At 69.8% G+C, this 20,920-nt stretch carries 3 protein-coding genes; all 3 read left to right on the top strand.

The annotated features are described in order from the left end of the window. Positions 1-524: 524 nt before the first annotated feature. The 3 genes from DQP57_RS14440 to DQP57_RS14450 all read left to right on the top strand — a co-directional run bounded on the left by DQP57_RS14440 (position 525) and on the right by DQP57_RS14450 (position 20,800). Positions 525-18,863, top strand: coding sequence for a non-ribosomal peptide synthetase (locus DQP57_RS14440; RefSeq protein ID WP_240631760.1), 18,339 nt, complete (start codon positions 525-527; stop codon positions 18,861-18,863). A gap of 120 nt (positions 18,864-18,983) precedes the next feature. After that, positions 18,984-19,553, top strand: coding sequence for a carboxymuconolactone decarboxylase family protein (locus DQP57_RS14445; RefSeq protein ID WP_112633593.1), 570 nt, complete (start codon positions 18,984-18,986; stop codon positions 19,551-19,553). Between the two features lie 122 nt (positions 19,554-19,675). Further along, a complete protein-coding gene (locus tag DQP57_RS14450; protein ID WP_112633594.1) occupies positions 19,676-20,800 on the top strand; it encodes an NAD(P)H-dependent flavin oxidoreductase in 1,125 nt (374 codons plus the stop codon). The last annotated feature ends 120 nt before the right edge of the window (positions 20,801-20,920 follow it).

Consider the following 20,920-nt stretch of genomic DNA (forward strand, 5'->3'; position numbering starts at 1 on the left):
GGGGGTCCGGCCGCGGATAACGCGGCGATAACGATCCATGCCGCAATGCGTGGCGACCAACGCCGAAACCCCCCGAAACATGCCATACCGTACGTTGCTGCGACCATCTTAACCAGTACTGGAGGTATGTATCAAGACCCTTGCCTTGAGTGGAATCTATTATTTTGGCAATTCACAGGACATTAAGTTTGTATAACCCTGGACTAACGGGGTAGTCCTCTACTAAATTTTCGAACTGTTGCACTCATGTTGACTACGGCGTCTTCGGAGTGGGTGAGCGTCGACCGTTCCACCGTCGGCACCGCCCAGCCCTGTCGCTCCGGCCAACGACGAGCGGCAACGAAGGTTGCGGTCGGTCTTTGCCGACGCTGCGCCCGATCGCCGGGTGTGGCGCCGCGAAGCTGACCGCGCCGAAGGCGGGGCTACCTCGAGCAGCAGCGGACCGGTTTCCGGCCCGAATGCCTGCGCGAGCGGCTCCACTCAACCGGGGGGTTGAAAGGAACACCCTGTGGTTGGGGAGATGGATGGAGCTTGACGGCCGGGCGCTTCCGCTCACTCGCGGACAGCTAGACCTCTGGCTTGCGCAGCAGACGGGTCACTCCAACACGGAGTGGCAGCTGGGGTTGTTCGTGCGGATCAACGGCCCGGTCCAGCGCGACGCCCTGCAGTGGGCGATCCGGCAAGCCGTCCAAGAAGCGGAACCGACCAGGGTCGCCTTCTTCGAGGTCGACGGCGCGGTCTTCCAGCGCACGATCGACGACCCGAACGTCGAGCTGACGTTCGACAATCTCATCGACTCGCCCGAGCCGGTCGAAGAGGCCCGGCGCAGAGCGCTGACCATCCAGCGAACGCCCATGCCGCTGACCGGTCCGCTGTTCAAGTTCGTCCTGTTTCAGACCCGGCGCGACGAATACTTCCTGTTCGCCTGCTGCCATCACATCGTCATCGACGGGACCGGCGTCGGGCTGGTCGGCCATCGCATCGCCTCCATCTACTCCGCGATCGTGTCCGCCGGACCGATCCCGACGGCCGTCTTCGGTTCATTGCGCGACCTGGTCGACTGCGAATCCCACTACGAGGCCTCCGCCGATTACCGGGATGACGAGGCGTACTGGCTGGCGAACCTGCCCCCGGACCGCGACGGCCAGCCCGTGCCCGTCGGCGCGGGGGAGCGTGACCCGTGGCCGTCGGCTCCGGTGGCGCTGGACGCCGCGGTAATGCGCCGGGTGCACCGGTTCTCCGACGTGTGGGGCGTATCCCAGACATCGGTCATCACCGCGGCCTGTGCCCTGTTGGTCCGTGGGTGGTGCCCCGACGGCCCCGACGTGGTCCTCGATTTCCCGGTCAGCCGGCGCGTGCGCCCGGAACTCAAGACGCTGCCCGGGATGGTCGCCGGCGTCGTGCCGCTGGTGTTCACGACCGCACCGGAATCGACGGTCGCCGATTTCTGCAAACACGTCGAGGCGCGCATCGACGAGGCGGTAGTGCACCAGCGATTCCCGGTGCACGCTCTCGAGCGCAAGGTCCGCGGCCTGACGAAGTCGCCGGAGCGGGTCAGCGTCAACTTCATCCCGTCGGCGTTCACGTTGCCCTTCGGTGGGGTCACCGCCTCGGCGTCCTACACGAATTCCGGTCAGGCGGACGGCTTCGGCCTCATCTTCACCAGCGACGGCGACGAGCTCTTCCTCAGCACGGCGGGCAGGTGGGCACCCTGGTCCGGCCTCGACGCCCCCGACCTTGCGGAACTGCTGCAGCGGCTCCTGATCGCGATGACGGCCGACCCCACCCGGCGGCTGAGGGCGCTGGATGTGGTGGATGAGGTTGAGTGTGTGCGGCTTGGTGTGTGGGGCAATGTGTCGGGGTTGGGTCGTTCGGTGGTGCCGGTGTCGGTGGTGGGGTTGTTCGCCGCGCAGGTGGGGCGTACCCCGGATGCGGTGGCGGTGGTGTGTGGGGGTCGGTCGCTGACGTATCGGGAGCTTGACGAGGCGGCTAATCGGTTGGCGCACTTGTTGGTTGGGTGTGGTGTTGGTCGGGGTGGGGTTGTCGCGGTGTTGTTGTCGCGCTCGGTCGAGGCGATCGTGGCGATCTTGGCGGTGCTCAAGTCCGGGGCGGCGTATCTGCCGATCGATCCGGGGTTGCCGGGTGGGCGGGTGGAATTCATGCTGTCCGACGCCGCGGCGCGGGTCGCGGTCACCACGGCTGATCTGGTCGAGCGGCTCGACGGCTTGGATCTGACCGTGGTCGATGTGGCCGATCCGGTGGTGGCTGTGCAGTCGAGCACGGCGCCGCCGGGGCCGTTGGCGGGTGATGTGGCGCATGTGATTTATACGTCGGGGACCACGGGTGTGCCCAAAGGTGTTGCGGTGACGCATCGTAACGTCACGCAGCTGTTCGATGGCCTGGATCTGGGTTTTGTCCTGTCGGCTGAGCAGGTGTGGACGCAGTGTCATTCGTATGCGTTTGACTTTTCGGTGTGGGAGATCTGGGGTGCGCTGCTGCATGGGGGGCGGTTGGTGGTGGTGCCCGAGGTGGTGGCCCGCTCGCCGCAGGAGTTTCACGCCCTGTTGGTGCGTGAGGGTGTCACGGTGTTGACCCAGACCCCGTCAGCGGCGGGGTTGCTACCGACCGAGGGTTTGGATTGCGCGGCGTTGGTGGTGGGGGCCGAGCCGTGTCCGCCGGAGTTGGTGGAGCGTTGGGCGCCGGGGCGGGTGATGGTCAACGTCTACGGGCCCACCGAAACCACCATGTGGGCGAGCAAGAGCGTGCCACTGTCGCCCGGGCCGGGTGCGCCGCCGATCGGTGCACCGGTCACCCATGCGGCGTTTTTCGTGCTGGATGGGTGGTTGCGCCCGGTGCCGGTCGGCGTGGTGGGGGAGCTCTATGTTGCCGGTGACGGCGTCGGCGTCGGGTATTGGGGTCGCCCGGGGTTATCGGCGTCGCGGTTTGTGGCCTGCCCGTGGGTCGCGGGTGCCCGGATGTATCGGACTGGGGATCTGGTGCGGTGGGGGGCTGATGGGCAGCTGCGGTATGTGGGGCGTGCTGATGAGCAGGTCAAGGTGCGTGGGTATCGCATCGAGTTGGGCGAAATCCGCACCGCGTTAACTGCATTGGACGGCGTGGCGCAGGCCGCGGTCGTCGTGCGTGAAGATCGTGTCGGCGAGCGGCGTCTCGTCGGCTATGTGACTGGAGCCGCTGACCCCGCCGACATTCGGGCCCGGTTGGGTCAGCGGCTCCCTCCATACATGGTGCCCGCCGCGGTGGTGGTCCTTGAGGCGTTGCCGTTGACGCTTAACGGCAAGCTCGACACCCGCGCCCTGCCCGCCCCGGACTATCAGGGTCAGGGGTATCGGGCGCCGCAGACCGCTCTCGAAGAAATCCTGGCCGGCGTCTATGCCCAGATCCTGGGTATCGAGCGCGTCGGCGTCGAGGACTCCTTCTTCGACCTCGGCGGTGACTCGCTCTCGGCCATGCGGCTCGTCTCCGCCCTCAACGCCGAACTCGACGCCGACCTCAACGTCCGATCCCTATTCGAAGCACCCACCATCACACAACTGGCGCCCCACGTGGAGGCCGGCGTCGGTCGCACCGACCGATTGGTAGCCGCCGAACGGCCGGCCCTGGTGCCCTTGTCGTTCGCCCAATCCCGCCTGTGGTTCATCGACCAATTCCAGGGTCCGTCGCCGGTGTACAACATGGCGGTCGCGCTGAAGCTGAGCGGGCCGGTGGATGCCGAGGCGATGGGCGCCGCCCTGGACGACGTGGTGACCCGCCACGAAAGCCTGCGCACACTGTTCGTCGCGCCCGAAGGCACACCCCAACAGGTGGTCCTGCCGCCCGAACGCAGCGAGGCCGGCTGGCAGGTCATCGATGCCAGCCGGTGGCCCGCCTCCTGGCTGGCCGAGGCCACCCACGAGGCCGCGCGTTACACGTTTGACCTTACCAACGAATTACCCTTGCGGGCATGGCTTTTCCGCACCAGCGACCGTGAGCACGTCCTGGTGGCGGTGGTGCATCACATCGCCGCCGACGGGTGGTCCCTGACCCCGCTGGTGCGCGATCTCGGAACGGCCTACGCCAGCAGGTCGTCCGGCCGAGCCCCCCAGTGGGCACCCCTGCCCGTGCAATACGTCGACTACACGCTATGGCAGCGCGCCCAATTCGGCGACCTCGAAGACCCGCACAGCCCCATCGCCGCGCAGCTCGCCTACTGGGAACGAAGCCTTGCCGGGTTACCGGAACATCTCGAGCTGCCCACGGACCGGCCGTATCCCTTGGTGGCCGATCACCGCGGGGCCAGTGTGGCCGTGCAATGGCCTGCCGAACTTCAGCAGCACATCGCCGACCTAGCCCGGGCCCACAACGCCACCAGTTTCATGGTCGTGCAGGCCGCCCTGGCTGTGCTGCTGTCCACCCTGAGCGCCAGTTCCGATGTCGCCGTGGGCTTCCCGATCGCCGGCCGGCGCGACCCGGCTCTGGACGACGTCGTCGGGTTCTTCGTCAACACCCTGGTGTTGCGCATCGATCTCGGCGGCGATCCCAGCGTCGCCGAACTGCTGGCCCGGGTGCGGCAACGCAGCCTGGCGGCCTACGAACACCAAGACGTCCCCTTCGAAGTGCTCGTCGAAAGGCTCAACCCCACCCGCAGCCTGGCCCACCACCCGCTGGTCCAGGTGATGTTGGCCTGGCAGAACAACGAACCCGTCGACCTGAGCCTGGGCGACGTGCAGGTCACGCCCGTGCCGCTGGAGACCCAGGTGGCCCGGATGGATCTGGTCTTCTCGCTCGCCGAAAGCTGGGACGAGGACGGCCGGGCCGCCGGCATCGGCGGAACGGTGGAATTCCGCACCGACGTCTACGACGCGTCGAGCATCGAGACACTTATCGCGCGACTGCGGCAGGTGCTTTCGGCCATGACCACCGATCCCGCCCGGGCGCTGTCAACGATCGACCTGCTCGCCGAGTCGGAGCACGCCCGCCTCGATGCGATCGGGAACCGCGCCGTGCTGACCCAGCCGGAGACCGGCCCGGTGTCCATCCCCGCGCTCTTCGACGAACAGGTGTCCCGCGCGCCCGGGGCGGTAGCGATCACCTGCGGCCAGCGGTCGTTCACCTACCACGAGATCGACGCCTCGGCGAACCAATTGGCGCGCTTGCTCATTGGCCGCGGCGCGGGCCCCGGCCAGCGGGTGGCGGTGGCGATCCCGCGGTCGGCCGAGGCGATCGTGGCGATCATGGCCGTGCTGAAGACCGGCGCGGCGTACGTACCGATCGACCCCGCGCTACCGTCGGCCCGCATCGAATTCATGCTCACCGATGCCGCGCCGATCGCGATGATCAGCACGGCCGAGGTCCGAGCCCACCTGCCCCGGTCCGTACCGGTCATCGACATCGACGATCCCGCCGTGCGCGTCCAGCCCACCACCGGGCTGCCGGCGCCGGCGGCGGACAACATCGCGTACATCATCTACACCTCGGGGACCACGGGCGCCCCCAAGGGTGTCGCGGTCACCCACCACAACGTCACCCAACTGTTGCTGTCGCTGGATGCCCAGCTCGGTCTGGGCCACGTGTGGAGCCACTGCCATTCCCTGGCCTTCGACTTCTCCGTCTGGGAACTCTTCGGGTCGCTGCTGCGAGGCGGGCGCCTCGTCGTCGTCCCCGATCCGGTGGTCCGGTCTCCAGAAGACCTGCGCGCCTTGCTGATTGCCGAAGGTGTACAGGTGTTGAGCCAGACCCCTTCGGCGGTGGCGGCGCTGGCGTCCGATGGGCTGGAATCGGTGGCGCTGATCGTCGGCGGCGAACCGTGCCCGGTCGAGGTGATGGATCGGTGGGCGCCCGGTCGGGTGATGATCAACCAATACGGCCCGACGGAGACCACGATGTATGCGGCGATGACCGCGCCGCTGACGGCCAATCTCGACGTGGTGCCGATCGGTTCGCCGGTGCCCGGCGCCGCGCTGTTCGTGCTGGATCACTGGTTGCGGCCCGTGCCGTCCGGGGTGGTGGGGGAGTTGTACATCGCCGGCCGCGGGGTCACCGCAGGCTATCTGGGCCGGTCCGGATTGACGTCATCGCGGTTCGTCGCCTGCCCGTTCGGCGGGTTCGGCGCGCGCATGTATCGCACCGGCGACCTGGTGCGCTGGGGCGCCGACGAGCAACTCGAATACCTCGGGCGCGCCGACGAGCAGGTCAAGATCCGCGGCTACCGCATTGAACTCGGCGAAATACATTCCGCGCTCACCGAATTGGACGGCATCGAGCAAGCGGCGGTGATCGCCCGCGAAGACCACCCCGCGACCGTGCAGCTGGTCGGATACGTCACCGGAACGGCGGACCCGGCCGAAGTGCGGTCGCGCCTCGCCGAGCGGCTGCCGGCCTACATGGTGCCGGCCGCGGTCGTGACGCTCGACGCGCTGCCGCTGACCGTCAATGGCAAACTCGATACCCGCGCCCTGCCCGCCCCGGATTACGGCTCGAACGCCTACCGCGCCCCGGCCGACGCGATCGAGGAGATCCTCGCCGGCATCTACGCCCAGGCCCTCGGGGTCGAACGGGTCGGGGTGGACGATTCGTTCTTCGATCTGGGCGGTGACAGCATCTTGTCGATGCAGGTGGTTGCCCGGGCCCGCGCCGCCGGCGTAATGTGCCGGCCGCGTGACATTTTCGTCGAACAGACCGTGGCGCGGCTGGCCCGGGTCGTCACGCTCGTCTCCGCCGAGGACGACGCGGCCGACGCCGGGACCGGGCCGATGGTGGCCACCCCGATCATGCGGTGGCTGCAGAATATGGACGGTCCCGTCGAGCAGTTCAACCAGACCATGGTGCTGGCGGCGCCGGCGGGCGTGGGCCACGCCGACGTAGCGGTGGTCCTGCAGGCATTGCTGGACCGGCATCCGATGCTGCGGCTCTGCGTCGACGACGACGGCGCGGGCGGTTGGTCCATGCAGGTGCCCGAGGTGGGTGCGGTGGACGCCCGCGCCTGTTTGCGGACCGTCGACGTGCTCTCCGAGGCCGCGCTGAGCCAGGCCCGGTCCCGACTGAACCCCGGCGCCGGTGTGCTGCTTAGCGCGGTATGGGCCTGCGCGACAAACGAATTGGCGTTGATCGTTCACCATCTGGCCGTCGATGCCGTGTCCTGGCGGACCCTGATCGAGGACCTCAACATCGCCTGGGCGCAGCATCACCGCGGCCAGCCCATCGAACTGCCCGCGGGCGGGACCTCGTTCGCCCGCTGGTCGTCGCTGCTGTCCGACCACGCCCGCAGCGCGGCGGTGCTCGACCAGGCTGGGGCCTGGCGGCGCATCGAAGAGACGCCGGCCGTGCTGCCGGCGGTGCGGCCGGAGGACACCTTCGCGACGGCGGGGCAGCTATCGGCGTCGCTGGACGTCGAGACGACCCGGCTGCTGCTCGGCGAGGTGCCCGCGGCGTTTCACGCTGGGGTGCAAGACATCCTGCTGATCGCCTTCGGGATGGCGATCACCGAGTTCTTGGGTGCGGCGGGGCCCCTCGGGATCGACGTCGAGGGCCATGGGCGCAGTGAAGAGCTGGGCCCCTCCGTGGATCTGTCGCGCACCGTGGGGTGGTTCACCGCCAAACACCCGGTCGCCCTGAACGTTCCCGGTCTGGACTGGGGCCGTGTGGTGGCCGGTGACGCCGCGCTGAGCGGGCTGATCAAGGACGCCAAGGAGCAACTGCGCGCGCACCCGGACGGACTGACCTACGGGCTGCTGCGCTATCTGAATCCCGAAGCGGGACTGGAAGGTCCGGATCCGGTGATCGGGTTCAACTATCTGGGCCGGCTCGGCGGCGGAACCGCGGAGTTGTCCGGCGACTTGTGGCGACTGAGCCCGAACGGTCCGTCGCTGAGCGCGGCGGCCGCGGCGCCGGCGCTGCCGTTGCCGCACACGCTGGAGCTCAATGCGGGCACCATGGACTCCAACGACGGACCCCATCTGCAGGCGAACTGGACGTGGGCACCCTCGGCGCTGACCCACGGCGAGGCAACCCGCTTGAGCCGGTTGTGGTTTGAGGCGCTGTCGGGGATCTGCGCCCTGGTGCGGCGCGGCGGCGGCGGCTTGACCCCGTCCGACATCATCCCGGCCCGGCTCAGCCAGCCCCAGATCGACCAACTGGAACGGGAATACGACGTCGCCGACATCCTGCCGCTGACCCCGCTGCAGCAGGGGCTGCTGTTCCATGCGACCGCGGGCCGAGGCGACGCCGACGTGTACGCGGTCCAGCTGACCATCACGCTGCGCGGTGCCCTCGATCCGCACCGACTGCATCGGGCCCTGCATGCCGTCGTCCGCCGCCACCCCAACCTGGCCGCCCGATTCTGCTCCGACTTCGACGATCCGGTGCAGATCATCCCCGCCGCCCCGGACCTCGCCTGTCAGTATGTCGAGATCCGCGCCGGCGACATCGAGGAGAAGGTGCAACGGCTGTGCGCCGCCGAGCGCGTCGCGGCGCGCACCGTCGGTGACGAACCGCCGTTGCGGGCCGCGCTGATCCGCACCGCGGACCCCGAACACCGGTTCGTCCTCACCGTCCACCACATCGTGATGGACGGCTGGTCGCTGCCGATCCTGCTGCAAGAGATCTTCGCCTGCTACTACGGCTCTCGCTTGCCGACGGTGCTGCCGTATCGCGGGTTCGTCAGCTGGCTGGCCGATCGGGACGTCGCCGCCGCGCGCCTGGCGTGGCGCGATGCGCTCGACGGTTTCGACACCCCGACCCTGGTGGCCCCGGCGGGTCGCGTCGAGCTCGGGCCGCGCGCCGTGGCCACACTGCGGTTGACGGCCGAAACCACCCATGCGCTAGGCGAACTCGCCCGCTCCTGCCGTACCACCGTCAACACCGTGCTGCAGGCCGCATGGGCGCAGCTGCTGATGTGGCAGACCGGTCAACGCGACGTCGCCTTCGGCGCCGCCGTCTCGGGCCGTCCGGCCGATCTGCCCGGCGCGGAATCCATGGTGGGTCTGCTGATCAACACCGTGCCGGCGCGCGCCCGCGTCACGGCGGCGACCACCGTCGCCGACTTGCTGGGTCAGCTGCAACGGGCCCACAACGACACCCTGGAGCACCAGCACCTGGCGCTCAACGAGATTCATCGCATCACCGGGCACGACCAGCTGTTCGACACCTTGCTGGTGTACGAGAACTATCCGGTCGACGCCACGACGTTGAAGGCGACGCACGACCTGACCGTTACCGAATTCACCAGCCACGAATACAACCATTACCCGCTGTCGTTGCAGGCCGCGCCCGGGGAAGAACTGCGCCTGCGCGTCGAATTCGACACCGACGTGTTCGCCCCGGCCGAAATCGACAGCCTGACCGCGCGGTTGCACCGGCTGCTGGTCGCTATGGCCGTCGATCCGGCGCGGCCGGTGCTGTCGGTGGACGCCCTCGACGGCCGGGAACATGCGCGACTTGCCCGGTGGGGGAATCGGGCGGCGTTGACCGGGGGCGCGGACGCACCGGCGTCGCTCCCTGCGCTGTTCGCCGCACAGGTGATCCGCGCTCCTGACACGATCGCGGTGACCTTCGAGGGCCGCGCGATGACCTATCGCGCGCTCGACGAGGCGTCGAACCGCTTGGCGCACCTGCTTGTCGGCCACGGCATCGGCCCGGGCCACTGTGTCGCGCTGCTGTTTCCCCGGTCGGCCGAGGCGATCGTGGCCATCCTGGCGACCCTGAAAGCGGGCGCCGCGTACCTGCCCATCGACCCGGCGCTCCCGGAATCCCGGATCCACTTCATGATCGACGACGCCGCACCGACCATCGCGCTCAGCACGACCGTCCTGCGTTCGCGCCTTGCCGGGTTCGGCCTGCCGGTCATCGACGTCGACGGCACCGCCGCGCAAGACCACCCCAGCACCGCGTTACCGGCGCCGGCGCCCGAGAACGTCGCCTACATCATCTACACCTCGGGCACCACCGGCGTTCCCAAAGGCGTTGCCGTCACGCATCGCAACGTCGCGCGGCTGCTGGAGTCACTGCACGCCGCACTGCCCGAGGCCGGCACGTGGTCGCAATGCCATTCCTACGGCTTCGACGTCTCGATCCAGGAAATCTGGGGCGCGCTGGCCGGCGGGGGCCGACTGGTGATCGTGCCCGAGCCGGTGACGCGCTCGCCGGACGAGCTGCACGCCTTGCTGATCGCCGAAAACGTCACGGTGCTCAGCCAAACCCCGTCGGCGCTGGCGGCGCTGTCACCGCACGGACTGAACACCGCGCTGATCATCGGCGGCGAACCCTGCCCGGCCGCACTCGCCGACCGGTGGGCCCCGGGACGCGTGATGATCAACGCCTACGGTCCCACCGAAACCACCGTGGACGTGACCCTCAGTGCGCCGCTGGCCGCGGGCGCGGGCCGCCCGCCGCTCGGCGCACCGGTGGCCGGGGCCGCCCTGTTCGTGCTCGACGCGTGGCTGCGGCCGGTGCCCGCCGGCGTGGTCGGCGAGCTGTACGTGGCCGGTGCCGGGGTGGCCGTCGGCTATGCCCGCCGGGCCGGTTTGACGGCATCGCGGTTCGTGGCCTGCCCGTTCGGCGGGTCCGGGGCGCGCATGTATCGCACCGGGGACCTGGTGCGCTGGGACGCGGACGGTCAGCTGCGCTATGTGGGGCGTGCCGACGAGCAGGTCAAGATCCGCGGCCATCGCGTCGAGCTCGGTGAAATACACAGCGCCCTGGCTCAATTGGATGGGGTAACGCAGGCGGCGGTGATCGCCCGCGAGGACCGGCCCGGTGAAAGGCGGCTCGTCGGCTATCTCACCGGCACCGCCGATCCGGCCGGGGTCCGCGCCCGGCTGGCCGAGCGGTTGCCGGCCTACATGGTGCCCGCCGCGGTGATGGCCGTCGAGGCACTGCCGCTGACGCCCAACGGCAAGCTCGACACCCGCGCGCTCCCGGCGCCCGAATACACGGCCGGTGAATACCGGGCCCCGTCCACCGCGGTCGAGGAAATCCTGGCCGGCATCTACGCCCGGGTCTTGGGGCTCGAGCGGGTCGGGGTGGACGAGTCGTTCTTCGATCTAGGCGGCGACTCGCTGTCGGCGATGCGGGTGATCGCCACGATCAACACCACCCTCGACGCCGGCATCGGGGTGCGAATGTTGTTCGAGACGCCCACCGTTGGCCGGTTGGCCGCGCGCGTGCACGTGGGCGGGGGCAGGCTCGACGGCGTGGTGGCCCATCAGCGGCCGCCGGTGCTGCCGCTGTCGTTCGCGCAATCGCGGCTCTGGTTCATCGACCAGTTGCATGGCCCGTCACCGGTGTACAACATGGCGGCGGCCCTGCGGCTCAGCGGGCACCTCGATGCCGGCGCGCTCGCGGCGGCACTGCGAGACGTAGTGGCGCGCCACGAGAGCCTGCGCACGGTGTTCCCCGCCGCCGAGGGCATCCCGCGCCAGGTCGTGCTGCCCCCGGAGCGCGCCGATGTCCCATGGCAGGCGGTCGACGCCACGGGCTGGTCACCGGCACGCCTGGACGACGCCATCCGCGACACGGCGCGGCACACGTTCGACCTGGCCACCGAAATCCCCTTGCGCGCCCGGCTTTTCCGCCTCGACGACGAGCGGCACGTCCTGGTGGCCGTGGTGCACCACATCGCCGCGGACGGGGGCTCGCTGGCCCCGCTGGTGAGCGATTTGGCGCTGGCCTATGCCAGCCGTGCGGCCGGTAACGCCCCGGACTGGACGCCGTTGCCGGTGCAATACGCCGACTACACGCTATGGCAGCGCGCCCAATTCGGCGATCTGGAAGATCCGGACAGCCCGATCGCGAAGCAGCTGGCGTACTGGGAGCAGGCGCTGGCCGGGCTGCCCGAACGCCTCGAGTTGCCCACCGACCGGCCGTATCCGGTGGTCGCCGACTACCGCGGGGCCAGCGTGGCCGTGCAGTGGCCGGCCGAGCTGCAGCAGCGGGTGCGCGCGACGGCCATGGCGCACAACGCGACGAGCTTCATGGTGGTGCAGGCCGCCCTGGCGGTGCTGCTGGCCAAAGTCAGCGCGAGTTGCGATGTGGCGGTGGGCTTCCCGATCGCCGGCCGGCGCGACCCCGCCCTCGACGACGTGGTCGGGTTCTTCGTCAACACCCTAGTGCTGCGGGTCGACGTCGGTTCGGACCCCACCGTCGCCGAACTGCTCGCACAGGTTCGCCGGCGCAGCCTGGCCGCCTACGAGCACCAGGATGTGCCCTTCGAGGCGCTGGTCGAGCGGCTCAACCCCACCCGCAGCCTGGCACACCATCCCTTGGTCCAGGTCATGCTGGCCTGGCAAAACCACGAGCCGACGGACCTGAGCCTCGGCGACCTGCGCGTCATCCCGCTGCCCGTCGACACCCGCACCGCCCGAACCGATTTGGCGTGGTCGTTGGCCGAACGCTGGACCGATGACGGCCAGCCCGCCGGGATCGCCGGCGCGGTGGAATTCCGCACCGACGTGTTCGACACCGCCACCGTCGAGACGCTGATCGAACGCCTGCAGCGGGTACTGGCGGCGATGACGGCCGACCCCGCCCGGCGACTGTCGTCGATCGATCTGCTCGACGGCGACGAGCACGCGCGCCTCGACGCCGTCGGTAACCGCGCGGCGCTGTCACGACCGGCCATCGGGTCGTCCTCGATTCCGGCGCTGTTCGCCCACCAGGTGGCACGCGACCCGCTGGCGGTGGCGCTGACGTCCGGCGACCTGTCGATGACCTATCGCGAGCTCGACGAGTCCGCGAACCGGTTGGCGCACCGGCTGATCGACGAAGGCGCCGGTCCCGGTGAATGCGTGGCGCTGCTGATGGAACGCTCGGCGCGGGCCGTCGTCGCCATCCTGGCGGTCCTCAAGACCGGCGCGGCGTACCTGCCGATCGACCCCGCGGTGCCCCAGCAGCGGATCGGATTCACGCTCACCGACGCCGCTCCCATCGCCGCCATCACCACCGCGGCCCTGCGGCCGCGGCTCGACGGCTGCGGCGTCGCGGTCATCGACGTCGACGAGCCCGCCGCAGACAGCCGACCCGTCAGCGCCTTGCCCTCGCCCGAACCCGCCCACCTCGCCTACATCATCTACACCTCCGGCACGACCGGAACCCCCAAGGGCGTCGCGGTCACCCACCGCAACGTCACCGAGCTGCTGGCCTCCCTGACCGGCCGGCTGACGTCACCGACCGGCGTGTGGAGCCAATGCCATTCGCTGGCCTTCGACTTCTCGGTGTGGGAGATCTTCGGCGCGCTGCTTTCGGGCGGACGGCTGCTGATCGTTCCCGACGACGTGGTGCGCTCACCGGAAGAGCTGCGCGCCTTGCTGATTGCCGAAGACGTCAGCGTGCTCAGCCAGACCCCGTCCGCCTTCTTTGCGCTGCAGAGCGCCGACGTGCCGCGTCGGGCGGACCAGTTCGACCCGCGGACCGTGGTCTTCGGCGGCGAAGCGCTGCTTCCCCAGCGGCTGGGCACATGGATGCACAACCACCCGCGCCGCCCGCAGCTGATCAACATGTACGGCATCACCGAGACGACGGTGCACGCCTCCTTCCGGGAGATCTGCGACGCCGACATCGACGCCCACGTCAGCCCCATCGGAAAGCCGTTGGCGCATCTCGGCTTCTTCGTGCTCGACGCGTGGCTGCGGCCGGTGCCCGCCGGTGTGCTGGGCGAGCTGTACGTGGCCGGTGCCGGGGTGGCCGTCGGCTATCTGGGCCGGGCCGGTTTGACGGCATCGCGGTTCGTGGCCTGCCCGTTCGGCGGGACCGGGGCGCGCATGTATCGCACCGGGGACCTGGTGCGCTGGGGCGCGGACGGTCAGCTGCGCTACGTCGGGCGCGCCGACGAGCAGGTCAAGATCCGCGGTCATCGCGTCGAGCTCGGTGAAATACACAGCGCCCTGGCCCAATTGGATGGGGTAACGCAGGCGGCGGTGATCGCCCGCGAGGACCGGCCGGGGGACAAGCGGCTCGTCGGCTATCTCACCGGCACCGCCGATCCGGCCGAGGCCCGCGCCCGGCTGGCCGAGCGGTTGCCGGCCTACATGGTGCCCGCCGCGGTGATGGCCGTCGAGGCACTGCCGTTGACGCCCAACGGCAAACTCGACACCCGCGCCCTGCCCGCACCCGACTATCACAGCCGCGATCAGTACAGCGCCCCGACCACCGCCGTCGAGCAGACCATGGCCGACATCTACGCCCACGTCCTGGGTGTCGACCGCGTCGGAATCGATGACTCCTTCTTCGACCTCGGTGGCGACTCGCTGTCGGCCATGCGGCTGGTGGCCGAGATCAACGCCGGTCTCGATGTCCACCTCGGCGTCCGGGCCCTCTTCGAGGCGCCCACCATCCGCCGATTGGCGGGCCGCCTTGGCGCCGACGGGGCGGGGCGCCTGCCGTTGGTCGCCGCTGCCCGGCCGGCGGTGGTGCCGCTGTCGTTCGCCCAGTCGCGGTTATGGTTCATCAGCCAATTGCATGGGCCGTCGCCGGTGCACAACATGGCCATCGCCTTGCAACTACACGGGCGCCTCGACGGCGAGGCGTTCGGCGCCGCGCTGGCCGACGTCGTCGCCCGCCACGAAAGCCTGCGGACCCTGTTCCCGGCGCGCGAGGGCATACCGCAGCAGCTGGTCGTCGAGGCGGACGAGGCCGACTTCGGGTGGCAGATCAGCGATGCGCGCGGCTGGCCCGCCGGCCGGCTGGGCGACGCCATCGACACCGTGGTCGGCCACCGCTTCGACCTGGCCACCGAACTCCCGTTGCGGGCGTTGCTGTTTCGGCTGAACGACAACGAGTACCTGCTGGTGGCCGTGCTGCATCACATCGCCGCCGACGGGTGGTCGCTGACGCCGCTGGTGCGCGATCTGGGCGAGGCCTATGCCAGCCGCGCGGCCGGCGAGGCCCCGGACTGGGCACCGTTGCCCGTGCAGTATGTCGACTACACGCTGTGGCAGCGCGCGCAATTCGGCGAATTGCAGGACCCGCACAGCCTGATCGCCGGGCAGTTGCGGTATTGGGAACACACCCTGGCCGGAATGCCCGAGCGTCTGGAACTGCCGACCGACCGGCCCTATCCGTTGGTGGCCGACTTCGGCGGGGCCAGCATTGCGGTGAACTTGCCGGCGGAGTTGCAGCAGCGGGTGCGCGCGGTGGCCACTGCGCACAACGCCACGAGCTTCATGGTGGTGCAGGCCGCCCTGGCGGTGCTGCTGGCCAAGATCACCGCGAGTTCCGATGTGGCGGTGGGCTTCCCGATCGCCGGGCGGCGCGACCCGGCGCTGGACGACGTGGTCGGGTTCTTCGTCAACACCCTGGTGCTGCGGGTCGACCTGGCCGGTGATCCCACCGTCGCCGAGGTGCTGGCGCACGTGCGTGCGTGCAGCCTGGCCGCCTACGAACATCAGGATGTGCCCTTCGAGGTACTCGTGGAGCGGCTCAACCCCACCCGCAGCCTGGCGCACCATCCGCTGGTGCAGGTGATGCTGGCCTGGCAGAACACCGATTCCGCCGAGCTGAGCCTCGGCGACGTGCGGGTCACGCCCGTACCGGTCGACACCCGCACCGCCCGAATGGATCTCGCGTGGTCGTTGGCGGAACGCTGGACCGATGACGGCCAGCCCGCGGGGATCGGCGGCGCGGTGGAGTTCCGCACCGACGTGTTCGACACCGCGACCATCGAAGCGCTGGTCGCCCGGTTGCACCGGGTGCTGACGGCCATCACCGCCGACCCGGCCGCGCGGTTGTCGTCGATCGATGTACTGGGTGCCGGTGAGCATGCGCGCCTCGACGCGATCGGTAACCGGGCGGCGCTGACGCGCAAGGGGCACACACCCGCGTCGATCCCCGGGGTATTCGCCGAGCACGTCGCGCGCACCCCGGAGGCGGTGGCCGTCACCGACGGAGCGTGTTCATGGACGTACCGTGAACTCGATGAGGCCGCGAACCGGTTGGCGCACTTGCTCGTTCGTCACGGTGTGGGGCCGGGCCAGTGCGTGGCACTGCTCGTGGAACGCTCCGCCCGCGCCGTCGCCGCGATCCTGGCGGTGCTCAAGACCGGCGCCGCATACGTCCCGATCGACCCGGCCCTGCCGGCGGGCCGAATCGATTTCATGCTCGACGATGCCGCGCCGACGGCGGTGCTCACCGTAGCCGAGTTACGTTCGCGTTCAAGCATTCTCGTCCCGATCGTCATCGAGATCGACGACCCGGCCATCGAGATCCAGCCGACGACGCCGCTGCCGGCACCGGCGCCGCAGGGCGTCGCCTACACGATCTACACGTCGGGCACCACGGGGATCCCCAAGGGCGTGGCCGTGACCCACCACAACGCCACCCAACTGTTCGCCTCGCTGGGCGCGGCCGGCCTGCCCGCGGCGCCCGCGAAGGTGTGGAGCCAGTGCCATTCGCTGGCCTTCGACTTCTCGGTGTGGGAGATCTTCGGTGCGCTGCTGCACGGCGGCCGGGTGCTGGTCGTGCCCGACGAGGTGGTGCGCTCGCCGAAAGACCTGCACGCCTTGCTCGTTGCCGAACGCGTCGACATGCTGACCCAAACACCGTCCGAGGTGGGGATGCTTTCCACCGAGGGGCTGGAACGGACGGTGCTGGCCGTCGCGGGGGAGGCCTGCCCCCTCGATGTGGTGGACCGCTGGGCCGCCGGGCGCGTGATGGTCAACGTCTACGGGCCCACCGAGATCACGATCGTCGCGGCCGTCAGCGCGCCGCTCACCCCGGGGCCCGAGGCGCCTCCGATCGGTTCGCCGGTGGCGGGCGCCGCGTTGTTCGTGCTCGACGGGTGCCTGCAGCCGGTGCCCGCGGGTGTGGTCGGTGAGTTGTATGTGGCCGGCGCCGGCGTGTCGACCGGCTACCTGCGCCGGGCCGGCCTGACCGCGTCGCGGTTCGTGGCCTGCCCGTTCGGCGGGGCCGGGACGCGCATGTACCGCACCGGGGACCTGGCCTGGTGGGGCCCGGACGGTCAGCTGCGCTACGTCGGGCGCGCCGACGAGCAGGTCAAGATCCGCGGCTACCGCATCGAACTCGGCGAGATCCAGGCGGCCCTGGCCGGGCTGGACGGCGTGGAGCGGGCGCTGGTGATCGCCCGCGAGGACCGCCCCGGCGACAAGCGGCTGGTCGGCTACATCACCGGAGAGGCCAACCCGGCCGAACTGCGCACGCTGCTGGCCGAACGCCTGCCCGCCTACATGGTGCCCGCCGCGGTGGTCGTGTTGCCGGCCCTGCCGTTGACACCCAGCGGCAAGCTCGACACCCAGTCGCTGCCGGCGCCGGACTATCAGGGCACCGACGACTATCTGGCTCCGGCCACCGCCGTCGAGGAGATCTTGGCCTGGCTGTACGCCCAGGTGCTCGGCCTGGAGCGGGTCGGCGTCCAGGAATCGTTTTTCGACCTGGGCGGCGATTCGCTGTCGGCCATGCGCCTCGTCGCCGCGATCTACAACGCCCTCGACATCCACCTGCCGGTGCGCGCCGTCTTCGAGGCGCCGTCGGTGCGCGCCCTGAGCCAGCAGCTGAATGGCGATCAGGATGCCGCAGAAGGACTTCGGGCCGACTTCGCGTCCGTGCACGGCCGCGACGCGAGCGAGGTGTACGCCAGCGATCTCACGCTGGACAAGTTCATCGACGCCGCGACGCTGTCGACCGCGCCGGGGCTGCCCGGCCCGCGCGGCGACGTGCGCACGGTCCTGCTGACCGGGGCCACCGGCTTCCTCGGTCGTTACCTGGTGCTGCAGTGGCTGGAACGCCTGGAGCTGGCCGACGGCAAGCTGATCTGCCTGGTGCGGGCCACCTCCGACGAGGAAGCGCGCCGCCGCCTCGAAAAGACCTTCGACAGCGGCGATCCGGCGCTGTTGCGGTATTTCCACGAACTCGCCGACGACCATCTGGAGGTGATCGCCGGCGACAAGGGGCGCGCGAACCTCGGTGTGGACGAGCAGACCTGGCAGCGGCTGGCCGACACCGTGGACCTGATCGTGGACTGCGCGGCCGTGGTCAACGGCGTGCTGCCCTACAGCGAGCTGTTCGCCCCCAACGTCGCGGGCACCGCCGAGCTGATCCGGCTGGCGCTCACCGCCAGGCTCAAGCCGTACACCTTCGTGTCGACGGCCAACGTCGGCGACCAGATCGAGCCGTCGGCGTTCACCGAGGAGGCCGACGTCCGCACGGCCGGCCCGATCCGCACCATCGACGGCGGCTACGGCAACGGCTACGGCAACAGCAAGTGGGCGGGCGAGGTGCTGCTGCGCGAGGCCCACGACCTGTGCGGGCTGCCGGTTTCGGTGTTCCGCTGCGACATGCTCCTGGCCGACACCACCTATCGCGGCCAGCTGAACCTGTCGGACATGTTCACCCGGATGGTGCACAGCGTGGTGGCCGGCGGCGTCGCGCCGCGCTCGTTCTATCAGCTCGACGCGCACGGCAACCGGCAGCGCGCGCACTTCGACGCGCTGCCGGTCGAGTTCGTCGCGGAGGCGATCACCACGCTGGGCGCCCAGGTGATGGACGGGTTCGAGACGTACCACGTGATGAACCCGCACGACGACGGCATCGGCCTCGACGAGTACGTCGACTGGCTGATCGAAGCGGGCTACCCGATCGAGCGGGTCGACGACTTCGGCGAGTGGCTGCAGCGGATGGAGACCGCCCTGCACGCCCTGCCGGAGCGGCAGCGCCACCAGTCGGTGCTGCAACTGCTGCAGTTGCGCAACGCACAGCACGTCCCGCCGGCGGACCCCGCTCGCGGATGCCTGGGGCCGACCGACCGGTTCCGGGCCGCGGTGCAGGAAGCCAAAATCGGTCCCGACAACGACATCCCGCAGATCAACGTGTCGGTGATCGTGAAATACGTGACCGACCTGGAGCTGCTCGGTCTGCTCTGAAACGCTGTGGCCCGCACCGTGTTTGGCTGTCGGACGCAAACCCGTCGTCGCCGCGCCCCCGGCTGACTACCATGACGGGAGAACGCGACGGTCCCGCCCGCACGGAGGAGTGCCCATCCGATGACAACAGCGCGCCTGCCCCGATTGCCGCTCGACGAAGCCAAGGCCGCCGCCGACGAGGCGGCCGTCCCCAACTACATGGCCGAGCTCAGCATCTTCCAGGTGCTGCTCAACCACCCGCCGCTGGCGCGCGGCATCAACGACTTGCTCGCCACCATGCTCTGGCACGGCGCCCTCGACTCGCGGCTGCGCGAGCTGGTGATCATGCGGATCGGCTGGCTCACCGGCTGCGATTACGAATGGACCCAGCACTGGCGCGTCGCATCCCGGCTCGGAGTGCCGGCCGAAGATCTGCTCGGCGTGCGGGATTGGCACAACCACGCCGGCTTCGGCGTCACCGAGCGGGCCGTGCTCGCGGCCACCGACGACGTGGTGCGCGACGGCGCGGTGAGCGCCGCGAACTGGGCCGCATGTGAGCGCGAATTCCAGGGTGACACAACGGTTCTCGTCGAGCTTGTCACGGTCATCGGGGCCTGGCGGATGGTGGCCTCGATCCTGCAGAGCCTGGAGGTGCCGCTCGAGGAGGGCGTGGCGAGCTGGCCCCCGGACGGCCGGTCGCCCCGGGCTTAGCGGGTCGCCCCCATCGGGTGAAGCGGGTCGCCCCCATCGGGCGGCGCGCCGGCATGCGCACCTGAGTTGCCCACGCCCCGTGGTCGATTGACTTCGGAATCGATAACTTTTAGCGTCGGGCGATGAGAACCAGGGTCGCCGAGATGCTCGGAGTCGAATTCCCGATCTGCGCCTTCAGCCACTGCCGCGACGTGGTGGCCGCGGTGACCAACGCCGGAGGCTTCGGGGTCCTGGGCGCCACCGCGCACAGCCCCCAGCGCCTGCAGAGCGAGCTGGCCTGGATCGAGGAGCAGACCGGCGGCAAGCCGTACGGGGTCGACCTGCTGTTGCCGCCCAAGTACGTCGGTGCCGAACAGGGCGGCATCGACACGAGCCAGGCGCGCACCCTGCTGCCCGACGAGCACCGCGCGTTCGTCGACGACCTGCTGGCCCGCTACGGGGTCACCGCGGCCGCCGCCGAGCCGCGGGGCTCCCTGGGTGGCCTGAACATTTCGCCCAAGACCTACGAGCCGCTGCTCGACGTCGCCTTCTCCCACAACATCCGGCTGATCGCCAGCGCGCTCGGCCCGCCCCCGGCGGATCTCGTCGAGCGCGCGCACGACCGGGACGTGCTGGTGGCGGCGCTGGCCGGGACCACCCGGCACGCGCAACGGCACGCCGCCGCGGGCGTCGACCTGATCGTCGCCCAAGGCACCGAGGCCGGCGGCCACACCGGCGAGGTGGCGACCATGGTCCTGGTCCCCGAGGTCGTCGATGCCGTGGCGCCGGTGCCCGTCCTGGCCGCCGGCGGGATCGCCCGCGGTCGCCAGATCGCGGCGGCGCTGGCCCTGGGCGCCGAGGGCGTGTGGTGCGGCTCGGTGTGGCTGACCACCGAAGAGGCCGAGACCGTGCCCGTGGTCAAGGAGAAGTTCCTGGCCGCCAGCTCCTCGGACACCGTGCGGTCGCGGTCGATGACGGGCAAGCCCGCGCGGATGCTGCGCACCGCATGGACCGACGAGTGGGAGCGGCCGGAAAACCCCGACCCGCTGGGCATGCCGCTGCAGACCGCGCTGATCACCGAGCCGCAAGTGCGCATCAACTCCGCCGCCGCCCACCAGGGCGCCAAGGCACGCGAGCTGGCCACCTACTTCGTCGGGCAGGTGGTGGGCTCGCTCGACCGGGTCCGCCCGACGCGCTCGGTGGTGCTCGACATGGTCGAGGAGTTCATCGACACGATCGGCCGGCTCGAGGGCCTCGTCGAGAAGTGACCCCGGGGGTCGTACGCCCAGGTCAGGGCCCCGAACCTGACCGAATGCTGTACGCCTCCCGCATGAATCCGTAGAGAATCACCGACACGCTATCCGGGGATTTGACCCCGCCATACCCGT

Origin of the sequence: Mycobacterium colombiense (assembly GCF_003284935.1) — a bacterium.
Lineage (GTDB): Bacteria > Actinomycetota > Actinomycetes > Mycobacteriales > Mycobacteriaceae > Mycobacterium > Mycobacterium arosiense_A.